The sequence below is a fragment of the Tahibacter soli genome (genome assembly GCF_025717065.2).
GTDB lineage: Bacteria > Pseudomonadota > Gammaproteobacteria > Xanthomonadales > Rhodanobacteraceae > Tahibacter > Tahibacter soli.
Genome location: NZ_JAOVZO020000018.1, coordinates 789,216 through 815,184 on the forward strand (window position 1 = coordinate 789,216; position 25,969 = coordinate 815,184).

Annotated in this window: 13 protein-coding genes and 1 pseudogene; 7 read left to right on the forward strand and 7 right to left on the reverse strand. The window is 68.3% G+C overall.

Annotated features, from left to right (window positions below):
* Positions 1-401: 401 nt before the first annotated feature.
* From OD750_RS16910 to OD750_RS16920, 3 genes are all read left to right on the forward strand, one after another.
* Positions 402-3,452 carry a TonB-dependent receptor gene (locus OD750_RS16910; protein ID WP_263541866.1) on the forward strand — a complete coding sequence of 1,017 codons (3,051 nt, stop codon included), beginning with the start codon at positions 402-404 and terminating at the stop codon, positions 3,450-3,452.
* A gap of 166 nt (positions 3,453-3,618) precedes the next feature.
* Positions 3,619-5,070, forward strand: coding sequence for a DNA recombination protein RmuC (locus OD750_RS16915; protein ID WP_263541867.1), 1,452 nt, complete (start codon positions 3,619-3,621; stop codon positions 5,068-5,070).
* 113 nt (positions 5,071-5,183) lie between these two features.
* Positions 5,184-6,683 carry a DUF4139 domain-containing protein gene (locus tag OD750_RS16920; RefSeq protein WP_263541868.1) on the forward strand — a complete coding sequence of 500 codons (1,500 nt, stop codon included), beginning with the start codon at positions 5,184-5,186 and terminating at the stop codon, positions 6,681-6,683.
* A gap of 48 nt (positions 6,684-6,731) precedes the next feature.
* Here OD750_RS16920 and OD750_RS16925 read toward each other — a convergent pair whose 3' ends face one another.
* The 4 genes from OD750_RS16925 to OD750_RS16940 all read right to left on the reverse strand — a co-directional run bounded on the left by OD750_RS16925 (position 6,732) and on the right by OD750_RS16940 (position 11,386).
* Positions 6,732-8,450 carry a hypothetical protein gene (locus OD750_RS16925; RefSeq protein WP_263541869.1) on the reverse strand — a complete coding sequence of 573 codons (1,719 nt, stop codon included), beginning with the start codon at positions 8,448-8,450 and terminating at the stop codon, positions 6,732-6,734.
* A gap of 229 nt (positions 8,451-8,679) precedes the next feature.
* Positions 8,680-9,294 (reverse strand): thioredoxin family protein, encoded by a 615-nt coding sequence (locus OD750_RS16930; protein WP_263541870.1) that lies wholly within the window; start codon positions 9,292-9,294, stop codon positions 8,680-8,682.
* Positions 9,291-10,595 (reverse strand): protein-disulfide reductase DsbD family protein, encoded by a 1,305-nt coding sequence (locus OD750_RS16935; RefSeq protein ID WP_263541871.1) that lies wholly within the window; start codon positions 10,593-10,595, stop codon positions 9,291-9,293. The genes OD750_RS16930 and OD750_RS16935 overlap by 4 nt, the downstream gene beginning before the upstream one ends.
* Positions 10,478-11,386 (reverse strand): protein-disulfide reductase DsbD domain-containing protein, encoded by a 909-nt coding sequence (locus OD750_RS16940; protein ID WP_263541872.1) that lies wholly within the window; start codon positions 11,384-11,386, stop codon positions 10,478-10,480. Before OD750_RS16940 ends, OD750_RS16935 begins: the two co-directional genes overlap by 118 nt.
* 241 nt (positions 11,387-11,627) lie before the next feature.
* Between OD750_RS16940 and OD750_RS16945 the strand changes: the two genes are divergently transcribed.
* Both OD750_RS16945 and OD750_RS16950 read left to right on the forward strand, forming a co-directional pair.
* Complete coding sequence (locus tag OD750_RS16945; RefSeq protein ID WP_263541873.1) at positions 11,628-12,890, forward strand: TCR/Tet family MFS transporter; 1,263 nt, start codon at positions 11,628-11,630, stop codon at positions 12,888-12,890.
* Between the two features lie 944 nt (positions 12,891-13,834).
* Entirely contained in the window at positions 13,835-14,968 is a 1,134-nt protein-coding gene (locus tag OD750_RS16950; protein ID WP_263541874.1) for a slipin family protein, read from the forward strand.
* A 91-nt stretch (positions 14,969-15,059) separates the two neighbouring features.
* Here OD750_RS16950 and OD750_RS16955 read toward each other — a convergent pair whose 3' ends face one another.
* Together OD750_RS16955 and OD750_RS16960 are read right to left on the reverse strand one after the other, a co-directional pair.
* Positions 15,060-17,483 carry a sensor histidine kinase gene (locus OD750_RS16955; RefSeq protein ID WP_263541875.1) on the reverse strand — a complete coding sequence of 808 codons (2,424 nt, stop codon included), beginning with the start codon at positions 17,481-17,483 and terminating at the stop codon, positions 15,060-15,062.
* Positions 17,483-18,694 carry an EAL domain-containing response regulator gene (locus tag OD750_RS16960; protein WP_263541876.1) on the reverse strand — a complete coding sequence of 404 codons (1,212 nt, stop codon included), beginning with the start codon at positions 18,692-18,694 and terminating at the stop codon, positions 17,483-17,485. The genes OD750_RS16955 and OD750_RS16960 overlap by 1 nt, the downstream gene beginning before the upstream one ends.
* A gap of 424 nt (positions 18,695-19,118) precedes the next feature.
* Here OD750_RS16960 and gltB point away from each other — a divergent pair.
* Both gltB and OD750_RS16970 read left to right on the forward strand, forming a co-directional pair.
* A pseudogene (gene gltB / locus OD750_RS16965) lies at positions 19,119-23,564 on the forward strand (glutamate synthase large subunit); the annotation flags it as partial.
* Positions 23,565-24,989, forward strand: a complete 1,425-nt coding sequence (locus OD750_RS16970) for an FAD-dependent oxidoreductase (RefSeq protein WP_263542114.1) — start codon at positions 23,565-23,567, stop codon at positions 24,987-24,989.
* A gap of 177 nt (positions 24,990-25,166) precedes the next feature.
* On the opposite strand, the gene OD750_RS16975 is transcribed toward OD750_RS16970, so the two are convergent.
* Entirely contained in the window at positions 25,167-25,883 is a 717-nt protein-coding gene (locus OD750_RS16975; RefSeq protein WP_263541877.1) for a 2OG-Fe(II) oxygenase, read from the reverse strand.
* Between the last annotated feature and the right edge of the window lie 86 nt (positions 25,884-25,969).

The window sequence follows — 25,969 nt, forward strand, 5'->3', positions numbered from 1 at the left end:
CGGCCGAGCCGGCGGTCGCGCTCCCGGACTAACCATACTTTTACGTCACTTGGGCTGGTTCCCTGCGCCTCGCGGCGTTTTTCGCATAAATCGCAACGTCGCATTGACTGCGTATGACGATTTCTTTACGTTCGACCGTCGGGAGGTCCTTGCGTACCAGTGGGTTTCTTGGCACGCACGGCGGTGGCGTTTCGGAGGGGTCCGAAACCCGCAGCAGGAGTCGAACGTACGCGTAGGGGTGCATGGGGAAGCGGCGGCGGTTCGCAACGAACCGCCGTTCTCGCCGTTGCGCGTCGCGCGCTCTCGAAGCTTTGCCTCTCGATGTTCCGCGCCGCGCTGCGGCGGGGGGTTTTGGGGCTCACGGCGCCACGGCGCCGTGCTTGACGCTTTGGGAGAAGCACATGCACGCAACCACTCTGCGCCGGCGACCGGCGCGGCTGCAGCGGTCCGCGCTCGTTCTCGCGCTCGGCGCGATCATCGCGGGCGGCCAGGTCCACGCACAGAAGGCGACCGGCGAAATCTTCGGCCACGCGGCGGCAAACAGCACGATCACGATCGAAAGCACCGAAACCGGCCTCAAGCGCGAAATCACCGCCGACGGCAACGGCCGCTTCTCGTTCAACCAGTTGCCGACGGGCAAGTACAAGGTCTCGACCGGCGCGGACGCGCGCGACGTGACGGTGCGCGTGGGCACCGGCAGCGAGGTCAATTTCACGACCGCGTCGCAGTCGCTCGAGACGATCGAGGTCACCGGCGCGGCGATCAATCCGATCGACGTGTCGTCGGTCGAGTCGGCGACGGTGTTCACCGCCGAGCAGATCGCGGCGCTGCCGGTGGCGCGTGACGTGTCGAGCGTCGCGCTGCTCGCGCCGGGTACCGTCAAGGGCGACGGCGGCCTCGGTCGCACCGGCAGCACGCTCGCGTCGTTCGGCGGTGCGTCGGTCGCCGAGAACGGCTACTACATCAACGGCTTCGACGTCACCAACATCCGCAACTTCACCTCGTTCGCGACGCTGCCGTTCGAAGCGATCGGCCAGCAGCAGGTCAAGACCGGCGGCTACGGCGCCGAGTTCGGCCGTTCGCTCGGCGGCGTGATCAACATCGTGACGAAGCGCGGCACGAACGAGTTCAAGGCCGGCGCGGCGGTGTACTGGGAACCTCGCTCGCTGCAGGAACATGCGCCGAACGTGCGCAGCATCCAGGATCCCGAGAAGTACTACAAATTCAACGATGCCGACGAAGACTCGAAGCTCAGCTACGACGTATACGGATCAGGCCCGATCGTGCGCGACCGCTTGTTCTTCTTCGCGATGGCCGAAGGCCGCGACAACGTGCGGGAGAATTTTCTGGAAGACAGCAGCAACCGCATCCAGGACACAAAACCGCACGGCCTGATCAAGCTCGATTGGAACATCAGCGACAATCACATCGTCGAGTTTACGGGCATCACGAACCGCGACTATGAAGAGTACCGCAACTACACCAACAACCTGGACGGCGACGGCAGCAACGGCATCGAAGATCCGTTCTCGTCTCGACACAACGTCGGCACTCCCGGTTTTACGCGGAAATACGGCGGTGAAGTATACATTGGAAAATATACGGGGTACCTGACCGACAATCTCACGATTTCGGCGCAGTACGGGGAGCTCGAGGCGCTCAACGGCGTGCAGACGCCGCGCAACTTGCCGGGCGCCGAGTGCCCGGCCGTGTACGACAGCCGCGCGAATCCGGCCAATACCGACTATCTGGGTTGCTGGGACGTAAACCAGTTCACCATCTCCGACCCGAACGCACCGGACGAGCGTGACCGTCGCCGCGCCGGCCGCGTAGATCTCGACTGGAAACTCGGCAGCCATTCCGTCCGCGCCGGCTACGACGGCGAGAAATTCGATTCGACCAATGTCGGCGCGACGATGTCCGGCGGCAAGTACTATCGCTACTACCGCACGCCGGCCGCCGGCGCGCGCGTCAACGGCGTCAACCTGCCGGGCAACACCGAATACGTCCGCGTGCGCGACTACCAGACGCAGAGCGGCTCGTACGAAGTGGAAAACACCGCGTTCTACGTCGAGGACAACTGGCAGATCACCGATCGCTTCCTCGCGTATCTGGGCGTGCGTTCGGAAAGCTTCGACAACAAGAACGGCGCGGGTGTCAGCTTCGCCAAGTCGGACAACCTGTACGCGCCGCGCGTCGGTTTCTCGTGGGATCTGGAAGGCGACGCGAGCACGAAGATCTTCGGCAGCGGGGGCCGCTACTACATTCCGATCGCGTCGAACACGAACATCCGCGCGTCGGCCGCCGAGCTTTACGTGCACAGGTTCTACCGCTTCACCGGCATCGACCCGGTCACCGCCGCACCGGTCGCGCTCGGCGACCAGATCGGCGCACCGGTCGTCCTCAGCCCCGGTATCGTGCCGGTCCCCGACACCGTCACCGCGGGCAATTTGAAGCCGATGTACCAGGACGAGATCATCCTGGGCTTCCAGCACGCGTTCGACAACGGCTGGACCGGCGGCGTGCGCGGTGTGTGGCGCAAGGTCAAGAACGGCATGGACGACTACTGCTACCACGGCGCGTTCGAGCGCTGGGCGCAGGACAACGGCCACGACGATTTCGATTCGTCGACCGTACCCGAGTGCGTAATCCTCAATCCCGGCAACGACGCGGAGTTCGCGCTCGACCTCGACGGCACCGGCGACCTCACGCGCGTGACGATTCCGGCGCGCTACTTCGACATTCCGAAGTACCGCCGCAAGTACAACGCGTTCGAGTTCTTCTGGGAACGCCCGTGGGACGGCAAATGGTCGGTGCAGGGCTCGTACACGTGGGCGCACAGCCGCGGCAACGCCGAAGGCTACGTCAACTCGTCGATCGAGCAAGGCGACGCCGGCATCACGCAGGATTTCGACTTCCCGTCGTTCATGGACGGCGCCGACGGCAAGCTGCCGAACAACCGCCGCCATACGATCAAGGTCTTCGGCGTCGCGCAGATCGCCGAGGAATGGCGTGTATCGACGAACTGGCTGATCCAGTCGGGCCGCCCGGTCAACTGCCTCGGCTTCGTGCCCGAAAGCGCGCGCGACTTCGATGGTTCGGGCACCTACACGTCTCCGTCGAGCTTCTACTGCGTCGACCACATCGAGATCGGCGCGGACGGCACGCCGCACCCGGTGCATGTGTTGCGTCCGCGCGGCAGCGTCGGCGAAACGCCGTGGGTCACGTCGATCGACGTGTCGCTCGCGTGGATTCCGAAGTTCGCCAACAACAACCTGACGCTCAAGGTCGACGTGTTCAACGTGTTCAACGCCAAGCGCGCGCTGCAGTACAACGAGACGGGCGATCTCAATCGCGGCTCGCCGGTGCCGAACGGCGACTTCCGTCTGATCGACACGTACCAGTCGCCGCGCGCGGTGCGCTTCACCGCCCGCTACGACTTCTCGCTGTAATTCCAAGAACCGGCGCCGCGAGCTCGCCGCGGCGCCGCAAAAAGCACGCTCCAACATTGAGCCGCCGGCGGGAATGCCGGCGGCTTTTTTACGGACTCGCGCCGGCGTCTCATGCGACGAGACGGCAACCGCTACACTGCGCGCCAGATTCCGCACGTGCCGCGCAATGTCCCTGACCGAAATCCTGCTGATCGTCGCCGTCGTCCTGCTCGTGGCGCTGCTCGCGCTCGTGATCGTGCTCGTCGCGCGCAGCCGCGGCGACGCGTTCGCCGACCTGCGCAACCTCCTGACCGGGATGCGCGACGACGGCGAGCGGCTCGAACGCGGTCTGCGCGACGAAGCGCGCGCCGCACGCGGCGAACAGGCCGGCAGCATGGAACAGCTGCGCGACAGCGTGCAGGGCCAGTTCGCGCAGCTCGCGCAGGCGCAGCACGTGCGCATCGAAGGCTTCGGCCAGCGCCTGGACCAGCTTACGCAGCGCACCGACCTGCGTCTGGATACGCTGCGCCAGGCGCTGCTCGACGACGCTCGCAAGGCGCGCGACGAAGGCGCGCAGTCGCAGCTTGCGCTGCGCAGCCTCATCGAAGCGCGCCTGACCCAGCTCGGCGAAAACAGCCAGCAGCGCCTCGCCGAAGTGCGCGCGACGCTCGAGGCGAAGCTCAGGGAACTGCAGGTCGACAACGCAAAGCAGCTCGACGCGATGCGCGTCACCGTCGACGAAAAACTGCACGCGACGCTCGAAACGCGGCTCGGCGAATCGTTCAAGCTCGTGTCCGAGCGGCTCGAACAGGTGCATCGCGGCCTCGGCGAAATGCAGGGCCTCGCGGCCGGCGTGGGCGACTTGAAGCGCGTGCTGTCGAACGTGCGATCGCGCGGCCTGCTCGGCGAAGTGCAGCTCGCGGCGTTGCTCGAACAATTGCTCACGTCCGACCAGTACGCGAGCAACGTCGCGACCGTACCGGGTTCGAACGAGCGCGTGGAGTTCGCGATCCGCCTGCCGGGCCGCGAGGCAAACGCGCCGGTGTGGCTGCCGATCGACGCCAAGTTTCCGCGCGAGGATTACGAGCGGCTGCTCGACGCGCAGGAGCGCGCCGACGTCGAAGCGGCGGCCCTCGCCGGGCTCGCGCTCGAACGCCGCATGCGCGAGGAAGCGCGCAGCATTCGCGACAAATACATTTCCGTACCCGCGACGACCGATTTCGCGATTCTGTTCGTGCCGACCGAAGGCCTGTTCGCCGAAGTGATCCGCCGGCCCGGACTGTTCGAATCGCTGCAGCGCGACTATCGCGTGGTCGTCACCGGCCCGACCACGCTCAGCGCGACGTTGAACAGCTTGCAGATGGGCTTTCGCACGCTCGCGATCGAAAAGCGTTCGAGCGAGGTGTGGCTGCTGCTCGGCGCGGTCAAGACCGAGTTCGGCAAGTTCGGCACGGTGCTCGAAAAAACGCGCAACCAGCTCGACAGCGTCCGCAACAGCATCGACGCCGCCGGCGTGCGCACGCGCGCGATCGAGCGCAAACTGCGCAGCGTCGAATCGCTGTCGGGCGATCAGAGCCAGTCGCTGCTCGGCGACGCGGCGCTGCCCGACGCCGACGAGACCGACAACGGGATCGGCTAAGCTCAGGCCGTCGCACGACGGATGAACGGCAGCGATATCGAGCGGCGGCGACGCAACCCTGGCGTCGCGCGTCCCTCGTTCGATTCGCGCCACCGAACCCCTGGAGCCGCACCATGCGCAACCTTCTGAGCCTCGCGATAACCGCCGCCATGACCACGACCGCCGCACTCGCCGCCGAAACACCGAATTACTCGCTGACGATCTACAGCTCGGCCGCGCCGGGTTCGATCAGCACCGACACGCTCGTCAACTACGGCGGCGCGCTGCCGGGCTACGCGCTCGTGCGCGACGGCCGCAAGATGGACCTCAAGGCCGGCAACGGCGTGCTGCGCTTCACCGACGTCGCCAAGCGCATCGACCCGACCACCGTCGCGTTCGAATCGGTGACCGATCCCGCCGGTACGCGTGTGGTCGAACAGAACTACCAGTTCGACCTCGTCAACCGCGACAAGCTGCTCGAACGCTACGTCGGCGAGACGATCACGGTCGAACAGCAGCGCGGCGACGCGCTCGAACGCATGGTCGGCAAGCTGCTCTCGTCGGCCGACGGATCGCTGATCCTCGAACGTCCGAACGGCGAAGTCGTCACGATCGGCAGCTATTCGAACGTGCTGTTCCCGAGCCTGCCGGGCGGCCTGATCACGCGGCCGACGCTCGTGTGGCTCGTCAACGCCAAGCAGGGCGGGCAGCACGATACGCGGGTGAGCTACCAGACGCAGGGCATGACGTGGTGGACCGACTACAACGTCACGCTGCGCGAGGCGGGCGACGCCTGCGACATGGATCTCTCGGCGTGGGTCACGATCGTGAACCAGTCCGGCGGCAGCTATCCCGAGGCGCAGTTGAAGCTCGTCGCCGGCGAGGTCAACCGCGCGCCGGCCGCGCCGCCGCCGCGGGCGAAGATGATGCGCAACGAACTCGCCGCGGCGTCGGTCGGGCAGGACGCGGGTTTCCAGGAATCGCAATTGTTCGAATATCACTTGTACACACTGGGCCGCAAGAGCGACCTGCCGGACAATTCGACCAAGCAGCTCGAGCTCTTTCCGACCGCCTCGCGCGTGGGTTGCAAGAAGCAGCTCGTATTCACCGCGGCGCCGCAGCCGTGGACGTACTGGGCGCAGCCGATCGCCGACCAGGGCTACGGCGCGACGACGCAGGGCACGGTCGGCGCGTTCCTCGAATTCGACAACAAGGAAGCGAACAAGCTCGGCATGCCGATGCCGGCCGGCCGCGTGCGCGTGAACCAGGCGTCGGCCGACGGCAGCCTCGAATTCATCGGCGAGGACGTGATCAAGCACACGCCGCGCAACGAAACGCTGCGCATCAAGCTCGGCAATGCGTTCGACGTCGTCGGCGAGCGCAAGCAGACGAATTTCAACATCGACACGTCGGCCAAGACGATCGTCGAGACGTTCGAGATCAGCGTGCGCAACCGCAAGAAGACCGCGGCGAAGGTCGTCGTGCGCGAATACCTGTATCGCTGGAGCCAGTGGAACGTCACGGCCAAGAGCCACGAATTCGTCAAGCGCGACGCGCAGACGATCGACTTCCCGGTCGAGATCCCGGCCGACGGCGAGGCGAAGGTGACCTACAGCGTGCGCTACACCTGGTAAGCCCGAGCGCCGGCCGGACCCCGCGCGGGTCCGGCCGGCGCCGCGCCGCTAGCGGCGGCGCAATTCGAACGCATCGACGACAGGCCCGTTGCCGACGACCGTCAGCGCCGACCACCCGGCGTAGTTCGTCACCGGCGTGTAGCCCGCCGGCAGCGTCGTCGCCGGCAGCATCACGTAGCCGTTGACGCGCAGCGCGACGGTGCGCGCGGTCTTGTCGTAGAACAGTTCCACGCGATTGAGCGCGCCGGGCTTGATGCGCGCGTCGAAGCGCTCGCCGCCGGTCAGGCTGATCGCGGTGCCGTTCGCGAGCACGTTGTAGCGTCCGGAATTCTTGAGGTAAATCCACAACTGTCCGTCGCCGAACCAGCCGTGGTTCGCGAAGCCCGACAGGCCGATCGCGGTCCATTCCGAATCCTGCGGATTGATGTCGGCCGTCACGGTCAGCGGCCGGTTGTTCGCGCCGACGACCGGTACCACGGCCATCGGATTCGTTCCGGCCGCGCCGCCCGCGTAGCCGCCGCCGTAGGGGTCGCCGACGCCGGGCCCGCGCGCGCCGGCGAACCGGATGCTCGCGTTCGACGCGATCCAGCTGACGCCGCCGACCTCGGCGGCCCGGTTGTTGAGCGTCGCCCCGGGCAGCGCCGTGCCCGCGAACGACATCGTGAACGCATCGGCCGCCAGCAGCGTATCGGGCACCGCACAGACACCGGCGCTGAAGTTCGCGTGCGTGTCGCGCACGATCTGCGGCATTTCGGCGAACGACTCGAACTCGTAGTCGGCGGGACTCGCGCCGTAGGTGAACACCAGCGCGCCGCTGACGAGCGGCTCGTTGCGCAGCCAGTTGCACCAGTTCGCCGCGAGCCGCGCGTGGTCGCGCCCGAGCAGCCAGTGCAGCGGCGCGCCGTGGCGCTGGTTGATGTAGTGGCCGTCGACGACGAAGTCGATCGTCTGCCACGCGCGCAGCTTCGACTTGAGCACGGTGTAGTTGCGCGAGAACGTCGAGTTCGGCCACGCCATGCTGCGCGCGTTCAGCGGATCGTTGTCGTTCGCCGGATTCATCACGCCGTACGACCAGGTGATGATGCGATCGATGTTGGTCGCGAACTTGCCGATGTGGTTGACGCCGTTGGCGATGTGTTCCTCCGGCCGCGCATCGACCGAGATCTCGTAGCCGGCCGCCACTTTCGCGGTCGGCAGCGCGGCCTTGACCGCGGCGGCGGCGGCGTTGATGTCGGCCGCCGGCACGCAGCCGGATTCCGGATTGACCGAAATGAACTCGAAGTTCGCGGCCGTGACGCCGGCGGGCAGGCGATTCTTGAAGTCGGTCATGCGCGCCTGATGGTTCGCGCGCAGGTCGGCGCGAAACGTGACGTTCGGGTTCGGCATGCCGAACGCGGCCTGGTAGCCGAGGCACGGCACGCCGCCCGGATAGGAGTTCCCCTGGAAGAACACGTTGAACAGGTCGATCGCGACCTTGCGCTGGCCGGTGCGCGCCTGCGCCTCGTTGAGGAGGTCGTTCATCGCCATCGCGAGCAGCTGGTAGCCGTGGAACGGCTGGCCCGGAGCGGCGTCGGGTCCGTCGGTCGCGACGAGCAGCGTCGGCACGATGCCGTAGCGGTTCATCTCGGGCAGGAAGCTGTCGTAGACGGCCTTGTTCAGACCCGCGTCGTAACGCAGGTTGGCGATCATGCCGGTGGTCGAGTAGTACTGGACGGCCGACGCCGGCAGCGACGCTGCCGCGGCGGCCAGGGCGAACACGATACGCATGGTCCTTCTCCGGTCGGGTCGCGATGTTGCGACGCGCCGACGCTAGGCATCTGCGTTGCGTGCCTTGTGACGAATCCTGTTGTTTACGAATCCACTATGCGACGCCGCCGTTCGTGCAACGACGGACGCGCCCGGGCGGGCATGGACCGGCGCGGGCGGGCGCGCACGGGTCGATAGCGACGCGTCGGTGACGCGCTCCCCGCGCCGTTGCGCGGGGAGCGCGCGGCGGTCACGTGCCGTATTTCACCGAGCAGCCGTACGGCTGCGACGTCGACACGCTGACGGCCTTGCCGCCCTTGAGTTCGGTCAGCGCCTGGCGCACGTACTGCGTCGCCTTCGGGATGTCGGCCTGGTCGGCGCTCTGGATCGAGTCGATGCCGCCCATGTAGCGCAGCTTGCCTTCGCCGTCGATGACGTACATATGCGGCGTCGTCTTGGCGCCGTATTCGTGGCCGACCTTGCCGTCCGGATCGAGCAGGTACGCGGTCTGGCCGCCGCCGCTCGTCTTGATCACGGCGTTGGCGCCGGCGCCGTCGACGGCGCCCTGCTTGCCCGGCGCGCCGGAATTGATCGTCAGCCACACCACGCCTTCGCCGGTGGCTTCCTTCTGCTGCGCCTGCATGTTGCCGGAGCCGTAGTGCTTCTTCACGAACGGGCATTCGGCGTTCGTCCATTCGAGGACGACGGTCTTGCCCTTGAACTCGGCGAGCGAGCGCGCCTTGCCGTTGCTGTCGGTCAGCGTGAAGCCCGGGGCGGCGTCGCCGACGACGGCTTTCGCGAAAACGGGGCCGCTGGCGACGAGCGACAGCGCGGCGGTGGCGAGGATGGTGCGCAGGGTGATCATGGCGAACTCCTGGTGGCGGGGGTGGCAGGCCCCGCCGCCGCACGCGCGAGCGCGTCGGCGACGAGGCCGGGGGTAAGAATCTGCGGCAGCACTTCGGGCGCGCCGCCGCCGCGCGGATACAGCACGTACAGCGGCACGCCGCTGCGTCCGAAGCCGGCGAGATAGGTCGTGATCGCGGCGTCCTGGTTCGTCCAGTCGCCCTTGAGATAGCGCGTGCCGGTGTTCCTGAGCGCTTCGCGGAACGTGTCCGACGACAGCGCGACGCGCTCGTTCGCCAGGCACGTGATGCACCAGGCGGCGGTCATGTTCACCAGCACCGGCGCACCTTCCTGGCGCAGCGCGTCGAGTTTGCCGGCGTCCCAGGGCTGCCATGCCGCGTCGGCGCCGGCATGCGTCGCCGCCTGCGGCTTCAAGTCCGCGAGCGGCACGACCGCGACGAGCACGAGCGCGGCGATCGCCAGGCGCCGCAGCACGCGCGGCGCCGCGAACTGCGCGCGGCCGTGCCACACGAGCGCGCCGACGAGCACGACCGCGCCGGCGAGCACGAGCGCCGAAGCGTCCGCGCCGACCTGGCGCATCAGCACCCAGAACAGCCACACGGCGGTGAGATACAGTGGAAACGCGAGCACCTGCTTCAACGTTTCCATCCACGCGCCGGGCCGCGGCAGCCAGCGCGCGAGCAGCGGCACGAACCCGAGCGCGACGATCGGCAGCGCAAGACCCGCGCCGAGCGCCGCGAACACCGCGAGCGCGGCCCACGCGGGCTGCGTCAGCGCATAGCCGAGCGCCGGTCCCATGAACGGCGCCGTGCAAGGACTGGCGACCAAGCACGCGAGCACGCCGGTGAAGAACGCCGCGCGCACGCCGCCGCCTTCGGTCAGCCGCTGTCCGGTGCCGCTCCAGCGCGCGCCGACGACGTAGACGCCGGACAGGCTCAGGCCCATCGCGAGCATCAGGTACATGAGCGCCGCGACGAGCGTCGGCGACTGCAGCTGAAAACCCCAGCCGAGACTTTGACCGGCACCGCGCAGCGCGAGCAGCACGCCGGCGAGCGCGACGAAACCGGCCACGGTGCCGGCGAGGTACGCCAGGCCGCCGCGCCGCGCCGCACCCGGCGCATGCGCGCCCTCGGCGAGGCCGAGCGCCTTGAGCGACAGCACCGGGAACACGCACGGCATCAGGTTCAGGAGCACGCCGCCGAGCAGTGCGAACGCGAGCGCGAACGCCAGACCGCCTTCGTGCGGCGCGACGGGTGCGGGGGCGCCGAGGCCGCGGCGGCTGTCTGTTCGACCTCGCGCCACGCCACGCGCGTACGCCAGGCGCGCACGCCCTCGGCCCGCGAGACGACGACGAGGTCGAGCGTCTGCGGCATTTTCGACTTGTCGAAATATTCGCTGCGCGCCGCGGTCGCGACCAGCGCGTCGCCGTCGCGCGCAAACGTCATCGCGGTGTTCGCCAGTACCTGCTCGGGCACGGCAAACGCGTCGAGCGCCTCGAGCGGCGGCAGGTTCGCGCCGGTCAGGCGGATCTCGACCGCGTCGCCGTGCGCGGTCGCCGCGCCGGTCCAGTCGACCGCCTGCGGCTGCGCCGCGTGCGCCGCCGCGAACAGCGCCTGCCAGCGCGGATCGGGCGCAGGCGCCGCGGCGATCGGCAGGTCGAGCGACAACGTCGCCTTGCCCGGAATGCATTCTTCTTCGCAGACGAGCCAGTTCGCATCGAGCGCGAACGACGCGCGTTCGCCGGGCTGCGCGCCGGCCGGCACGGTGACGCGCACCGGCAGCAGCATTTCGCCGTCGTAGCCGAAATTGTGCAATTCGCCGACGCGCAGGCGCTGCGGCGCCGGCCACGCGATCTCGTCGACCGCATAGCCCGGCGGTACGCGCCACGCAAGCTTCGTCGGCAGGCCCGAATCGCCCGGGTTGATCCAGTACGTGTGCCAGTGCGGATCGTGCTTCAGGCGCAGGCCGAGCCACGCGGAACCGCCCGGCGCGAGCGCCGTCGACTCGGCGACGAGCTCGACGGTCAGATGTTCGGCGTCGACCGGTGCGGCGTTCCCCGCCGAGAACGGCAGCAGCGACAGCAGCGCCGCCATCGCCCGTTTCCACCCGCGTTTGCGCGTCTCGCCCATGCCGATGCCCGTTGCGCCGAAACCGTAGTCTCGGAGAATGACCGTTATCCGTGCGTTTCGACACCGCGCGGTTCGGCGAAGCGAAGCGATTGTGCGCCGGACCGTGACGGCCGGGAACGGCCCCGGAAAGGCCTGTCCCGCGCGTCAATCAGGGCGGGACATGACCGTTTGCCGCGAGTAGACTGCGCGCGCCTCGTCCAACGGAATGCCCGTGGAATCGCCAGCCGCAGCTACCCCCGCCCGCCGCGCCGCCTTCATTTTCATCTTCGTCACCGTCGCGCTCGACATCCTCGCGTTCGGCATCGTCATTCCGGTGCTGCCGCGCCTGATCCGCGAGATGTCGGGCGGCGATTTCGTGTCGGCGGCCGACTGGGTCGGCATCATCAGCACGGTCTACGCGGTCGTGCAGTTCTTCTCGACGCCGGTGCTCGGCGCGCTGTCCGACCGCTACGGTCGGCGGCCCGTGATTCTGCTGTCGAACCTCGGTCTCGGTCTCGATTTCATCCTGCTCGCGGTCGTCAATTCGCTGCCGTGGTTCATCGTCGCGCGCATCGTTTCGGGCATGACCGCGGCGAGCTTCAGCTGCGCCAACGCGTACATCGCCGACGTCACGCCGGCGGACCGGCGCGCCGAAACCTTCGGCAAGCTCGGCGCCGCGTTCGGCATCGGCTTCGTCGTCGGCCCCGCGCTCGGCGGCATGCTCGGCGAAATCGACATCCGCCTGCCGTTCTGGGTGGCCGCCGGTCTCGCGCTCGCGAATTTCTGCTACGGCTGGTTCGTGCTGCCCGAATCGCTGCCGCCGGAGCGCCGCACGCCGACGCTCGACTGGTCGCACGTCAAGCCGTTCGGCGGGCTGCAGCGTCTGCGCCGCTATCCGCAGGTGTTCGGCCTCGCGGTCGTCGTGTTCCTGTCGAGCCTTGCGCACTATGTGCTCAATACCACGTTTGTACTTTATGCGGACTATCGCTACGACTGGGGTCCGCGCGCGGTCGGCTACACGCTGGGACTCGTCGGCGTGTGCAACGGCATCGTGCAGGCGCTGCTCGTCGGCAAGTTCGTGCGGCGCTTCGGCGAGCGCCGCATGCTGTACGCGGGACTCGCGTTCGGCGCGATCGGCTTCGCCTGGCAGGGACTCGCGCCGACCGGCTGGCTGTCGCTGATCGCGATCCCGATGCTCGCGCTGTGGGGCGTCGCCAATCCCGCGGTGCAGGCGCTGATGACGCGGCAGGTCGATCCGCACGAGCAGGGCCGCCTGCAAGGTGCGGTCGCGGGCCTCGCGAGTCTCGCCGGCATTTTCGGCCCGGGCCTGTATACGCAGACGTTCGCGTGGGGCATCTCGCCGAACAATCCGTGGCACGTGCCGGGCGCGGCGTTCCTGCTCGCGGCGCTGCTGCTCGTCGTCGCGATCGTCATGACGATGCGTGCATTGGCGCATGCGACGGTGCCCGCCACGTCGACGGAATCGTAGCCAACAATTTTTTTACAAACCCCCTTGAAACCGTCGAACGATGCGAGTAACTTGCGCACGCTTCGCGCGGCATTCCGCGCACTCTTGAGTTTTATACGAATGAGACAGCCGATTCTCCATCGCAATCCGAACGCGCTGCGCAGCGACAGCTGGCGCGGATCGCGTGCGCTTGCGCGCGGCGAACGACTGTATCGCGGACCGATTCCGCACCCGGCCTGACCTCTTGAACAGAGGAAGGTCGGTTCAACACCGACCTTCCGAGGCAACGCGAACGCCCCCGGAAGGCCATGCCCCGGGGGCGTTTTTTTTGGCGTTCGCAGGTTGGATACACACGGAATTCGGCGCCGTTCCGCGGCGCCAAAACGCGCATTGTGGTCACTCATCGCAACGAATCACAGCGGCATGGCTTTGCTGCCATCCGGTGCGCGCGGCGCTGCCGTTGCGTATGCCGTGGTTCCTGCGGGCCATGACGCTCCGGTAACCCCGCAAGGGGCACAGGTTCGAATCCTGTCTTTGAAGCTAGCTCATTCGGGTAGAGCAACGAACTAGTCATTCGTGGGTAGCGGGTTCGAGTCCCGCGCTTCCTCCAGAGCAACACCCGGGACGCAAGTCCCAGGAAACATCCCGCGCGGCGGCGTTGAATGGTACGCATTGCATTCAACGCCGGCCGCAGCGGTCGCGCCGCCGGCCTCGCGCCGGCGCCGCGCACGAGCGGCAGCGCTCGGCGATCGCGTTCGGCGTGAAGCACTGCGCCGCACGATCGCAACGCCTGCCGCGACTGCGCCGCGCTCGCGCCGGGTTCGCGTCGCGCCGTCGGGATGTTTCCGCCACTCATTCTTTCGCCCGCGTCGTCGACGCGGGCTCGCAAGCCCCGCGCGGCGTCGGCAACACGCGCGCAAGGTTCTCGCCACCAGCGTTGCCGCAACACGACTAGGATTATAAAAATGGCTGTTTTATGGAAAACGGTCGTGATCGGCGACAACGAGCGCGGCCTGGAATTTCGCGACAAGCGCTTCGAACGCGTGCTGACGCCGGGCGTGTACCGCATCGCGCGCGGCTTCGCGCAGCGCGAGGTGCGCGTGTTCGATCTCGGTTCGATCGAATACGCGAGCAAGGACGTCGACACGCTGATCGAACGTCTCGGCACGCGTCTGGAGGAACACTTCGTGCTCGCCGACGTCGGCGTGGACGAGGCCGGTCTCGTCATGCACAACGGCAAGCTCGTCGACGTGCTCGCGCCGGGTACGCGCAAGCTGTACTGGCGCCGCGCGAACGGCATCGCGGTCGAACGCGTCGCTCTGGGCGAAGGCCTGGAAGTGCCGGTCGCGGTCGCCAAGCGTCTGCGTCAACTCGGCTCGCTCGCGAAGGTCGCGCTCGGCATCGACGTGCCGGCCGAAAGCGTCGGTCTCGTGTTCGTCGACGGCAAGCTTGCACGCACGTTGCCGCCCGGCGCGTACGCGTTCTGGAACTTCGGCCGCAACGTCGGCGCGGAAGTCGTCGAGCTGCGCGTGCAGAGCGTCGAGGTGTCGGGCCAGGAGCTGTTGACGCGCGACAAGGTGACGTTGCGCGTGAACCTCGCCGCGAGTTTCCGCGTCGCCGACGCGGTGACGATGCGTACGCGCGTGGCGAAGTTCACCGACTTCTTCTACCGCGAACTGCAGTTCGGCCTGCGCAAGGCCGTCGCGGCGAAGACGCTGGACGAACTCCTCGGCGACAAGGCGTCGCTCGACGGCGACATCTTCGCGTACGTGCACGAGCGCATCGGCAGCCTCGGCGTCGAAGTGCTCGGCGTCGGCGTGAAAGACGTGATCCTGCCGGGCGAGATGCGCGAGATCCTGAACAGCGTGGTGCAGGCCGAAAAGGCCGCGCAGGCGAACGTGATCCGCCGGCGCGAAGAGGCGAACGCGACGCGTTCGGCGCTCAACACCGCCAAGCTGATCGAGGAAAGCCCGACGCTGATGCGTCTGAAGGAGCTGGAGACCTTGGAAAAGGTCACCGAGAAGATCGACAAGCTGACCGTGTTCGGCGGCCTGGACGGTGTGCTCAACCAGCTCGTCAAGCTCAAGGCAGGCGCGTAAGGGAGCGGGACGACCGCTCCGGCGCGAAGAGAAAGCGGCCGCCGTAAGGCGGCCGCTTTTCTTTGGCGAGCCTGATGACATCCGGCAGGTGTCAGGCGTTCGGGATCGAATCGTCCCGCTTCGCCCATTCCTTCAACGTATCGAACGCCTCTGCCAGCGCATCGACTTGCGCCTTCATTTCCTTCTCGCCGCCCCGCGCGCAACGTTCGAGCGCGTCGGCCGCGTCGCCCAGCGCCAGCGCTCCGACGAGCCGCGCCGCCCCCTTGATGCGATGCGCGTCGCGCGCGACCGCCTCGGCGTCGCCGCCGCCGTACGCCGCGACGACCGCCGCGACGTCGCGCTCGGTCGACTCGACGAAATCGCGCAGCAGATTCGCGACGACACCGGCGTCGCCGCCGGCGATGTCCGTGAGCGCGGCGAGATTGACCGGTGCCTGCTCGCCCGAGGCGAGCGACGGCACCGATGCGGCGAGAGCGCTCTCTTGTGCCGGAAACGCCACGTGCGGCAGCCATTGCCGCAGCTTGCGCGCCAGCTGCACGATGCTGACCGGCTTGCCGAGGAAATCGTCCATGCCGGCCGCAACGCAGCGCTCGGCTTCGCCCTTCGTCACGTTCGCGGTCAGCGCGACGATCGGCGTGCGCGCCAGCCCCTCGCGCCGCTCGTGCGCGCGCACGGCCGCGGTCAGCGCATAGCCGTCCATGCGCGGCATGTGGATGTCGGCGAGCACCAGCGCGAAACGTCCGCTTTTCCACACTTCCAGCGCTTCGGCGCCGTCGGCCGCGCCGATCGACGCGTAGCCCGCGCGTTCGAGCTGGCGCGCCACCACTTCGCGATTCGTCGGATGATCGTCGACCACCAGCACGAGGCTGCGTTCGCGCTCGGCCTCGGCGACCGTCGGCGCCGCGCGCTGCGGCAGGTCGCCGGCGGCGCCGTTGCGGCGCGGCGCGATCGCTTCGGCCGTCGCTTTCGGCAACGGCAGCACGAGCGTGACCGTCGTGCCTTCGCCGAGCTGGCTGCGCAGGCCCAGGTCGCCGCCGAGCAGGCGCGCGAGCCGCAGGCAGATCGCAAGGCCGAGACCCGTGCCGCCGTAAGCGCGCGCGGTGCCGCCGTCGGCCTGCGCGAACGGCGTGAACAGACGGTCCTGGTGGGCCTGGTCGATGCCGATGCCCGTGTCCTGCACGCGCAGCGCAAGGGTCTGCGACTGATCGTCCTGCATCAGCATTTCGAGTTCGATCGCAACGCCGCCCTTGTGCGTGAACTTGAGCGCGTTCGATACGAGGTTGGACAGGATCTGCCGCAGTCGCAGCGGATCGACGCGGTGCGCGGGCGCCACGTTCGCGTCGACCGTCAGCGTCAGGTACAGCCCGCGCGACGACGCCACGCCGAGAAAGTTGTTGACGGTCGCCTCGACCAGCCGGCGCAGGTCGGTCGGTTCGGGCGCGAGGTCGAGCCGGTCGGCCTCGATTTTAGAAAAATCCAGAATGTCGCCGATGATCTGCAGGAGCGCCTGCGTCGAGGTTTCGATGACGGTGACGCAGCGGCGCTGCTCGGCGTCGAGGTCGGTGTGCGACAGCAGTTCGAGCATGCCGGTGACGCCGATCATCGGCGTGCGGATTTCGTGGCTCATCGCGGCGAGAAACGCGCTCTTGGCGCGGTTCGCGTCCTGCGCGTGCGCTTCGCTTTCGCGCAGCTCGACCTCGTTGCGCGCGAGCGTGTCGCGCATGCTGAGGAACGCCTCGGCGACGACGCCGAGCTCGCCGCGCGGCAGGCGGCCGACCGGCGCGTCGTAGTCGCCGCGCTGCGTCGCGCGCGCGAGCTTCACGAGTTTTTCGACGCCGCGGTAGATGTGGCGCAGGATCTGCCGGCCGACCACGAGCACGATGAGAAGCGTTGCGACCGACAGTCCGATGCGCCACCAGTTCACACGCCACGCGCGGGCGACGTCGGCCGCGAGATTTTCGTTCGCGGTAACCATCTTGAGATCGGACAGGAAGGCCAGGCGCATCGTGACCGGATCGATCGCCGGATACAGCTCGGTGTCGGCGAACTTGCCGAGCGCGGGCAGGTCGCGGCTGACCAGAATCGCGCGCAGCTTCGCCGCGGCGCGGTCGGCGCTTTCGCGATGGCGCGCGATCTCGTCGACGAGGCTCTTCTGCTCGGGCGTCAGGCGCGTGCCGTTGAGCGCCTCCCAATGCCGCTGCACGCGCGTTGCCGCGCGATCGAGCACTTCGACGCCCTGCTCCCAGCCCATGAGGTTGTTGCGCACGCGAAACGTCGTGTCGACGACGTCGAAGCCGTAGGCATCGGAAATGCCCTTGACGTAGTTGAGGCCGCCGAGCGAGTCGTCGCGCACGCCTTGCATCGTGCGCACGGTCGCCTGCTGGCTCAGCGTGTCGAGCACGAGCACGGTCGCGCCGGTCGCCAGCATCAGTCCGAACAGCGACAGCAGCTGCTGGCGTATCGACAGGCGCGACGGGCGCCAGCCGAACGACGGTTCGCGCGGCGGCGCGTCCACTAGGCGCCGACGATGCCGGCAGGCGGCCGCCAGTGCTGAACCTGGTCGATCAGCGCGTGGCCGGCGACGGCCGCGCCGATCAGAAAGCCCTGCGCGTGCTGGCAGCCGAGCTCGGCCAGCATCTGCCAGTCTTCGACCGTCTCGACGCCTTCGGCGATCGTGCCGAGATCGAGCTTGCGCGCCAGCTCCAGGCTCGTTTCGACGACCGCGCGCTTGCGCGGCTGCCGCGCCGAGCCCGTGACGAAGCCCTGGTCGATCTTCAGTTCGGTAAAAGGAATCTGCGACAGCTGCGCGAGCGACGAATAGCCGGTGCCGAAGTCGTCGATCGCGAGCCCGAAACCTTTGAGGCGCAGCCGTGCCAGCACGTTGAGCGCGTTCGCCGCCTCGCCCATGACCGAGCTTTCGGTGACCTCGAACACCACGTCGCGCGGTTTCACGCCCGCCTGCTGCACGGTCTGCTGGTAGCGGTCGGCGGTGTCCACCTTGGCGAGGTTCAACATCGAGACGTTGACCGACAACCGCAATTCCAGGCCCGACGCGGCCCAGCGCGTGCGCCAGCGGCACGCCTTGGCGAGCATGCGGTCGGTGAACGCGTCGATGAGCCCTTCGCGTTCGAGCAGGTGGACGAACTGCGCCGGCATGACCACGCCGTCGTCGCGTATCCAGCGCGCGAGCGCCTCGACGCCGACGACATGGCCGCTCGCGATCGCGACCTGCGGCTGGAACCACGGTTCGAACTCGTCGGCATCGAGCGCATCGACCAGCGCGCGGCGGTCGAGATCGAGCGGCGCGTCGTCGCGGTCTTCTTCGTGTTCCTGATGAAAATGCAGCAGCACGTCGTGCAGCTTTTGCGCCGTCAGCGGCTTTTCGACCGTGCCGAGCACGCGCAGGCCCGACGCGCGCGCCATCGTCTGCACCGTGTTGAGCAGCGACGGATCCAGGGCCGACAGTACGACGATCGCGCGCGCCAGACGACGGCCGGCAACGTGACCGATCAGCTCGATGCCGTCCATTTCCGGCAGGTCGAGATCGACGACGACGACGTCGGGCGGTTCGGCCATCGCGCCGAGGCGGTCAAGCGCCTCGCGCCCGTTCGCGGCCTCGTACGCGCGCTCGACGCCGAGGCCCGCGAGCAGGCGCAACGCGATGCTGCGCTGGAAGCCGTGATCCTCGACCACCATCACCGACAGCGGGGCGAACCGTGACGTCATAAGCGATCCCTCGGGCCCGCTCGCAATGTAACCCAGGATGGCCGCATGGACGTCGAGACGTCGATACAAAAAACGGCAGTGTGGTGCGTCCGGGGGGTTTCGGCGCGGTTCGCGGCAAGTTATTTGACGCATCGCAACAACTGTGTTTGATTCGGAGCCGTGATCCGCGACTCGCGGACCTCAAGGCGCGGGATGGCGCTTTGTCCAAGCCATGCTCGTGTGGCCGCACTGGATCGGCTGCGCGGGACTTGCCAGGAAGTAGTGTCATGTTTCACGAGTGGATCGAACGATGTTTCGTGCGGATTTCGTCGCGAGGCAAGGCGCACCGAGGAGTCGTACCGGTGGTACGGCGACGAGGTGCAACGCAGCATCGCGGCGAAAGACGCCGAAACAGTTCGGTTCACTCGTGAAACAGGACACTCCCATGCCGCGACGCAACACATCGCGTCTGTACGACCCCGCCTTCGAACACGACAGCTGCGGGTTCGGCTTGATCGCGCAGATCGACGCGAGGCCCAGCGCCTGGCTCGTCGACCAGGCCTTCGCCGCGCTCGCGCGCATGGCCCACCGCGGCGGCGTCAACGCCGACGGCATCACCGGCGACGGCAGCGGCATCCTCCTGTATCGCCCGACCGCGTGGCTCGCCGCGCTCGCGGCCGGGTCGAACATCGCGCTCGCGCCGCGCTTCGCCGCGGGCCTCGTTTTTCTCGATCGCGACGACGACGCCGCCGCGCACGCGACCGCCACACTCGAAGATCTCGTTCGCGCGGAAGGTCTCGCCGTCGCCGGCTGGCGCGACGTGCCGGTGCGGGCCGCCGCGTGCGGACCGCTCGGCGCCGCACACGCGCCGCGGGTGCGGCAGGTGTTCGTGAACGCGCCGGAAGGCATCGACGACGGCGCGTTCGAACGCGCGCTGTTCCGCGCGCGCCGCAAGGCCGGCGCGGCCCTCGCGAACGACGCGACGTTCTACGTCGTCACGCTGTCGGCCGCGACGATCGGCTACAAGGCGATGACCGCGCCCGGCGCCCTGCGCGACGCGTTTCCCGATCTGTCGCATCCCGCGCTCGCGGCGTGCGCCGCGACGTTCCACCAGCGGTTCTCGACGAACACCTTGCCGAACTGGCGCCTCGCGCAGCCGTTTCGCCTGCTCGCGCACAACGGCGAGATCAATACGATCCGCGCGAACCGCACCTGGGGCGAGGCGCGCTCGGCGAAGATGCGCTCGCCGCTGCTGGATTTGTCGGACATCGGCCCGATCGTCAGCGGCGCGGGTTCGGATTCGCAAAGCCTCGACGAGATGCTCGACGTGCTGCTCGCCGGCGGCATCGACCTCATCACCGCGATGCGCGTGCTCGTGCCGCCCGCGTGGGGCGCGCGCGAGGACATCGACGAAGACCTCGAAGCGTTCTACGAGTACTACGCGCTGCACAGCGAACCGTGGGACGGCCCGGCCGGCCTCGTGATCTGCGACGGCCGCTACGCCGCGTGCACCCTCGACCGCAACGGCCTGCGGCCCACGCGCTGGGCCAAGAGCGACGACGGCCACGTCGTGATCGCCTCCGAAGCCGGCATCTGGGACATCGACGATGCGCGGATCGTCGCGAAGGGCCGCCTCGGTCCCGGCGAAATGATGGCCGTCGATCTCGTCGAACACCGTGTGCTGCACAACGCCGACATCGACGCGATCAACCGCCGCCGCGCGCCGTTCAAGCAGTGGCTGCGCGACGAAGTGCACTACCTCGAATCGCATCTGATCGACCCGGCGCTGGCGGCCGAACCGTTTCCGCCGGAGACGCTCGCGCGGTTCCAGAAGCAGTTCGCGCTGACGCGCGAGGAACGCGACGTGGTGCTGAAGTCGCTCGCCGAATCGGAAGCCGAAGCCACGGGCTCGATGGGCGACGACACGCCGATCGCCGTGCTCTCGCGCAAGTCGCGACCGCTGTACGAATACTTCCGCCAGGCGTTCGCGCAGGTCACGAATCCGCCGATCGATCCGCTGCGCGAACGGCTCGTGATGTCGCTGGTGACGCAGATCGGCCGCGAAGGCAACGTGTTCGACCTCGCGCCCGAGAACGCGCGGCAGGTGCTCCTGAACTCGCCGGTGCTGTCGCAGCGCAAGCTGCGCCAGATCCTCGCGCTGCCGCAGGCGCAGGATGCGCAGATCAAGATCGACCTGTACTACGACCCGGCAGAAGGCCTGGAAGCGGCGATCCGCCGGCTATGCGCCGAGGCCGAAGCCGCGGTGCGCGGCGGCGGCCTGATCGTGCTCTTGTCCGACCGCTACCCGGCGCCGGGCCTGATGCCGATCCACGCGCTGCTCGCGGTCGGGGCGGTGCATGCGCATTTGTTGAAAACGCAGCTGCGTTGCGATTGCAACGTCATCGTCGAAACCGGCACCGCGCGCGACGCGCACCATTTCGCGTGCCTGATCGGCTTCGGCGCGACCGCGGTGTATCCGTATCTGGCATACCAGACGCTGTACGACATGAACCGCCGCGGCGAGCTGTCGGGCCGCGAAGGCGAGCCGCCGTCGGAAATCGGCCGCAGCTACCGGCGCGGCATCCGCAAGGGCCTGCTCAAGATCCTGTCGAAGATGGGCATCTCGACCGTCGCCGGCTACCGCGGCGCGCAGCTGTTCGAGATCGTCGGGCTCGATCGCGAGGTCGTCGACCTGTGCTTTCCCGGCGCGCCCTCGCGCATCGGCGGCGCGCGCTTCGCCGACATCGAGAACGAATACCGCGACCAGCTCGCCGCGGCGCGCGACCCGGCGTATTCGCTGCCGCCGGGCGGCCTGCTCAAGGCCGTGCCGGACGGCGAATACCACATGTACAACCCGCACGTGATCGGTTCGCTGCAGGCGGCCGTGCGCACCGGCGACGAGTCGCTGTACCGCGAATACGCCGACCACGTGAACACGCGCGCGCCGTCGGCGCTGCGCGACCTCGTACGCCTGCGCGCGGCGGGCGACGCGGTGCCGCTGGACGAAGTGGAACCGGTCGAAGCGATACTGAAGCGCTTCGACTCGGCCGGCATGTCGCTCGGCGCGCTGTCGCCCGAGGCGCACGAAGCGCTCGCGATCGCGATGAACCGGCTCGGCGCGCGCAGCAATTCCGGCGAAGGCGGCGAGGATCCCGCGCGCTACGGCACCGAGCGCATGTCGAAGATCAAGCAGGTGGCGTCGGGCCGCTTCGGCGTGACGCCGGCCTATCTCGTCAACGCGCAGGTGCTGCAGATCAAGATCGCGCAAGGCGCCAAGCCCGGCGAAGGCGGGCAGCTGCCGGGCCACAAGGTCAACGGGCTGATCGCGCGGCTGCGCTACGCCAAGCCCGGCATCGGCCTGATTTCGCCGCCGCCGCATCACGACATCTATTCGATCGAAGACCTCGCGCAGCTGATCCACGATCTGCGCGAGGTGAATCCGGCGGCGCTGATCTCGGTCAAGCTCGTCTCGCACGCGGGCGTCGGCACGATCGCCGCGGGCGTGGTCAAGGCCGGCGCCGATCTCATCACCGTGTCGGGCCACGACGGCGGTACGGGCGCGAGCCCGCTGACGTCGATCCGCTACGCCGGTACGCCGTGGGAGCTCGGCCTCGCCGAAACGCAGCAGACGCTCGTGATGAACGGCCTGCGAGACCGCGTGATCGTGCAGACCGACGGCGGCCTGAAGACCGGCCTCGACGTCGTCAAGGCCGCCGCGCTCGGCGCGCAGAGCTTCGGCTTCGGCACGGCGCCGATGGTCGCGCTCGGCTGCAAATACCTGCGCATCTGCCATCTGAACTCGTGCGCGACGGGCGTCGCGACGCAGAACGACGTGCTGCGGCGCAAGCACTTTCTCGGCCTGCCCGAGATGGTGATGCACTACTTCCGGTTCGTCGCCGAGGAGACGCGCGAGATACTCGCCTCGCTCGGCCTGCGCCGTCTCGACGAACTGGTCGGCCGCGTCGACCTTCTCGAACGCATCGAAGGCGTGACGGCGAAACAGCGCCAGGTCGATCTCGCGCCGCTCCTGCATGCCGAACCCGCGACGCGCATCGCGTGCGCCGCGGCGCCGGTCGCGCACGGCGGCCTCGCCGCACGCATCGTGGCCGATACCGCCGCCGCGGTCGCGGCGCGGCAAGGCGGCACGTTCGACTACGCGATATCGAGCACCGACCGCACGATCGGCGCGCGCCTGTCCGGCGAAATCGCGCGCGCCTGGGGCGACGAAGGGCTCGTCGAATCGCCGATCGTGCTGAACCTCGCCGGCAGCGCGGGCCAGAGCCTCGGCGCGTGGAACGCGAACGGCGTGCACCTCGTGCTCACCGGCGAGGCGAACGACGGCGTCGGCAAGGGCATGCACGGCGGACGCATCGTCGTGCGTCCGCCGGCCCGCGCGCGCTACGCGAGCCAGGAGAGCGCGATCGTCGGCAACACCTGCCTGTACGGCGCCACCGGCGGCGAGCTGTACGCCGCGGGCCGCGCCGGCGAGCGCTTCGGCGTGCGCAATTCCGGCGCGCTCGCGGTGGTCGAAGGCGTCGGCGATCACGCGTGCGAATACATGACCGGCGGCGCGATCGTCGTGCTCGGCAGCGCCGGCCTCAACTTCGGCGCCGGCATGACCGGCGGCTACGCGTACGTGCTCGACCTCGAGCGCGACTTCGTCGACCGCTACAACCACGAGCTCGTCGACATCCACCGCATTTCGCTCGAAGGGCTCGAAAACCATCTGCAGCACCTGCGCGGGCTGATGCGCGCGCACATCGACGCGACCGGCAGCGCGTGGGCCGCGCGCCTGCTCGCCGACTTTCGCGACGTTCTGCACAAATTCTGGCTGGTCAAGCCGAAGGCCGCGAGTCTCGACGCGCTGGCCGAGGCCCTGGAGGCGCGCGGCATGAGCGAGAAGACGTTTCCCTTCCTCAAGTTCCACCGCGCGCTGCCGCAGGAAGTGCCGGTGCCCGTGCGCGTGCTCGGCTACGGCGAAATCCACGGCGGCTTCGTCAACGGCGACGCGTCGGATCAGGCGTCGCGCTGCATCGACTGCGGCAATCCGTACTGCTCGTGGGGCTGCCCGCTCGGCAACCGCATTCCGCAATGGCTCGCGCTCGTGCGCGACGGACGCATCCTGGACGCCGCGTCGCTGATGCACGAAACCAATCCGCTGCCGGAAATCTGCGGTCGCGTGTGTCCGCAGGACCGCCTGTGCGAAGGCGCCTGCACGCTCGAGGAAGGCTTCGGCGCGGTGACGATCGGCAGCATCGAGCGCTGGGTGACCGACGAGGCGATCCGTCGCGGCTGGCGGCCGGCGTCGACCGCGCAGGAACCGACCGGCCGGCGCGTCGCGATCGTCGGCGCGGGCCCGGCCGGGCTCGCCGCGGCCGACCGGCTGGTGCGCTCGGGCGTCGCGGTCGACGTGTTCGACCGCTACGAGGAGATCGGCGGTCTGCTGACGTTCGGCATTCCGGCGTTCAAGCTCGACAAGGCCGTGGTGCGCACGCGCCGCCAGGTGCTCGAGGAACTCGGCGTGGCGTTCCGGCTCGGCGTCGACATCGGCCGCGACATCCCGTTCGACGCGCTCGTCGACGGCTACGACGCGGTGTTCATGGCGACCGGCGCGTATCGCTACGTCGACGGCCGCCTGCCGGGGCAGGATCTGCCCGGCGTCCATGCGGCGTTGCCGTTCCTGATCGCCAGTACGCGACGCCTGCTCGGCACGGCGACGGCGGCCGACGTGCTGCCCGATCTCGCCGGCCGGCGCGTCGTGGTGCTCGGCGGCGGCGACACGGCGATGGACTGCGTGCGTTCGTCGATTCGCCTCGGCGCCGCGAAGGTGTCGTGCGTGTACCGGCGCGACGAGAAGAACATGCCCGGTTCGCGCCGCGAAGTGAAATACGCGAAAGAGGAAGGTGTGGAATTCGTGTTCCAGCGCCAGCCGCTCGAGATCCTCGGCGCCGATGCGGCAACGGGCGTGCGCGTGGCGCGCACCGTGCTGGTGCGCGACGGTCGCGGTCGCGCGCGTTCGGAAGCGGAAGCGGGCAGCGAGGAAACGCTGGACGCCGACGTCGTGATACTCGCGTTCGGCTTCGAGCCGAGTCCGCCGGACTGGTGCGACGCCTACGATCTCGCGCGCGACGCGAGCGGCAAGCTCGTCGTCGGCGGACCGGGGCGCCTCGCGGGACAGACGAGCCACGACAAGATCTTCGCCGGCGGCGACAACGTGCGCGGCGCCGACCTCGTGGTGCGCGCGGTGTACGACGGGCGCGAGGCGGCCAAGGCGATACTGGGGCAGTTGGGGGTGGTGGCGGCGACGCAGTATTGAGCTTCGTCGCTGAGGCGATCACGAACATTGCGACTCCCTCTCCCCCGACGGCCGTCGGGGAGAGGGATGGGGTGAGGGGGCGACGCCTGGGTTTTCCTCAACCTCGACGAAGTGCGGAGCGCTCGCCCCCTCACCCCGACCCTCTCCCCCAAGCGAGCTTGGGGGAGAGGGAGAAAACTAGACGTTGTAGCCTTTGTACAAAGTCCCATGCGCCGGCCGCGTCTCGTCCGCCGGCCGTTCGACCGTGTAGTAGTACAGCGCGATCGATCGCCGGTACACGCCATCGGGCGCCGCCCAGAGGTTCGGGTGGCCGTGGAACGTGTCCGAGCGCGTGGCGAACAGCACCGCCCGGTTGAATAGCGGCTCCACCGTGCGCACGCGCCGCGTGCCGGTCGTATCCCACAGCTCCAGCTCGCCGCCGTAACCCGGCTCCCAATGCGGACTGAGGTAGATCAGAAGGTTCAGGCGCCGGTGCGCCTTCAATCCCTCGTGCCAGTTGAAATCGGCGTGGATGCCGAGGTGATCGCCGGGCCGGCTCAGATGAATGCCGCCGCCGACGAGGTGCGGGTCGGGCAGCAGGCTCTCGATGCCGCTGACGGTTTCGAGAAATCGCAGGAACGGCCCGGAATTGAGATCGTGGATCGCGCGCCGCAGCGGCTCGGGAAACGCGGCTTCGTCGGAGCTGCCCATCTTCACTTCGAGGCCGTGCGCGCCGAACCGGTCCCAGACCATGCGATCTTCGGGACGCGGAAAACGCTCGGTCAGCTCGCGGGCGGCGTCGGCTTTCAGGAAATCGGCGAAAACGGCGTGGGGATACGGGTCGGCAGCCGCGAATGCCGGCGCCGTCGCGGCGCCGAGCGCCTTGAGTCTGTCAAGATCGAAAACGTAGGGCATAGAATAGGCGACGGCGCGAAAGGCGCATGATATCAGCCGCTTGGCACGTCGATACGAGGCGACCTGCGGCGCAATGTCTCATCCAG

Excerpts from the sequence above, each read along its gene's own strand:
- OD750_RS16910 (WP_263541866.1), top strand. The coding sequence starts at position 402 with ATGCACGCAACCACTCTGCGCCGGCGACCGGCGCGGCTGCAGCGGTCC.
- OD750_RS16915 (WP_263541867.1), top strand. The coding sequence starts at position 3,619 with ATGTCCCTGACCGAAATCCTGCTGATCGTCGCCGTCGTCCTGCTCGTG.
- OD750_RS16920 (WP_263541868.1), top strand. The coding sequence starts at position 5,184 with ATGCGCAACCTTCTGAGCCTCGCGATAACCGCCGCCATGACCACGACC.
- OD750_RS16925 (WP_263541869.1), bottom strand. The coding sequence starts at position 8,450 with ATGCGTATCGTGTTCGCCCTGGCCGCCGCGGCAGCGTCGCTGCCGGCG.
- OD750_RS16930 (WP_263541870.1), bottom strand. The coding sequence starts at position 9,294 with ATGATCACCCTGCGCACCATCCTCGCCACCGCCGCGCTGTCGCTCGTC.
- OD750_RS16940 (WP_263541872.1), bottom strand. The coding sequence starts at position 11,386 with ATGGCGGCGCTGCTGTCGCTGCTGCCGTTCTCGGCGGGGAACGCCGCA.
- OD750_RS16945 (WP_263541873.1), top strand. The coding sequence starts at position 11,628 with ATGCCCGTGGAATCGCCAGCCGCAGCTACCCCCGCCCGCCGCGCCGCC.
- OD750_RS16950 (WP_263541874.1), top strand. The coding sequence starts at position 13,835 with ATGGCTGTTTTATGGAAAACGGTCGTGATCGGCGACAACGAGCGCGGC.
- OD750_RS16960 (WP_263541876.1), bottom strand. The coding sequence starts at position 18,694 with ATGACGTCACGGTTCGCCCCGCTGTCGGTGATGGTGGTCGAGGATCAC.
- OD750_RS16970 (WP_263542114.1), top strand. The coding sequence starts at position 23,565 with ATGAGCGAGAAGACGTTTCCCTTCCTCAAGTTCCACCGCGCGCTGCCG.
- OD750_RS16975 (WP_263541877.1), bottom strand. The coding sequence starts at position 25,883 with ATGCCCTACGTTTTCGATCTTGACAGACTCAAGGCGCTCGGCGCCGCG.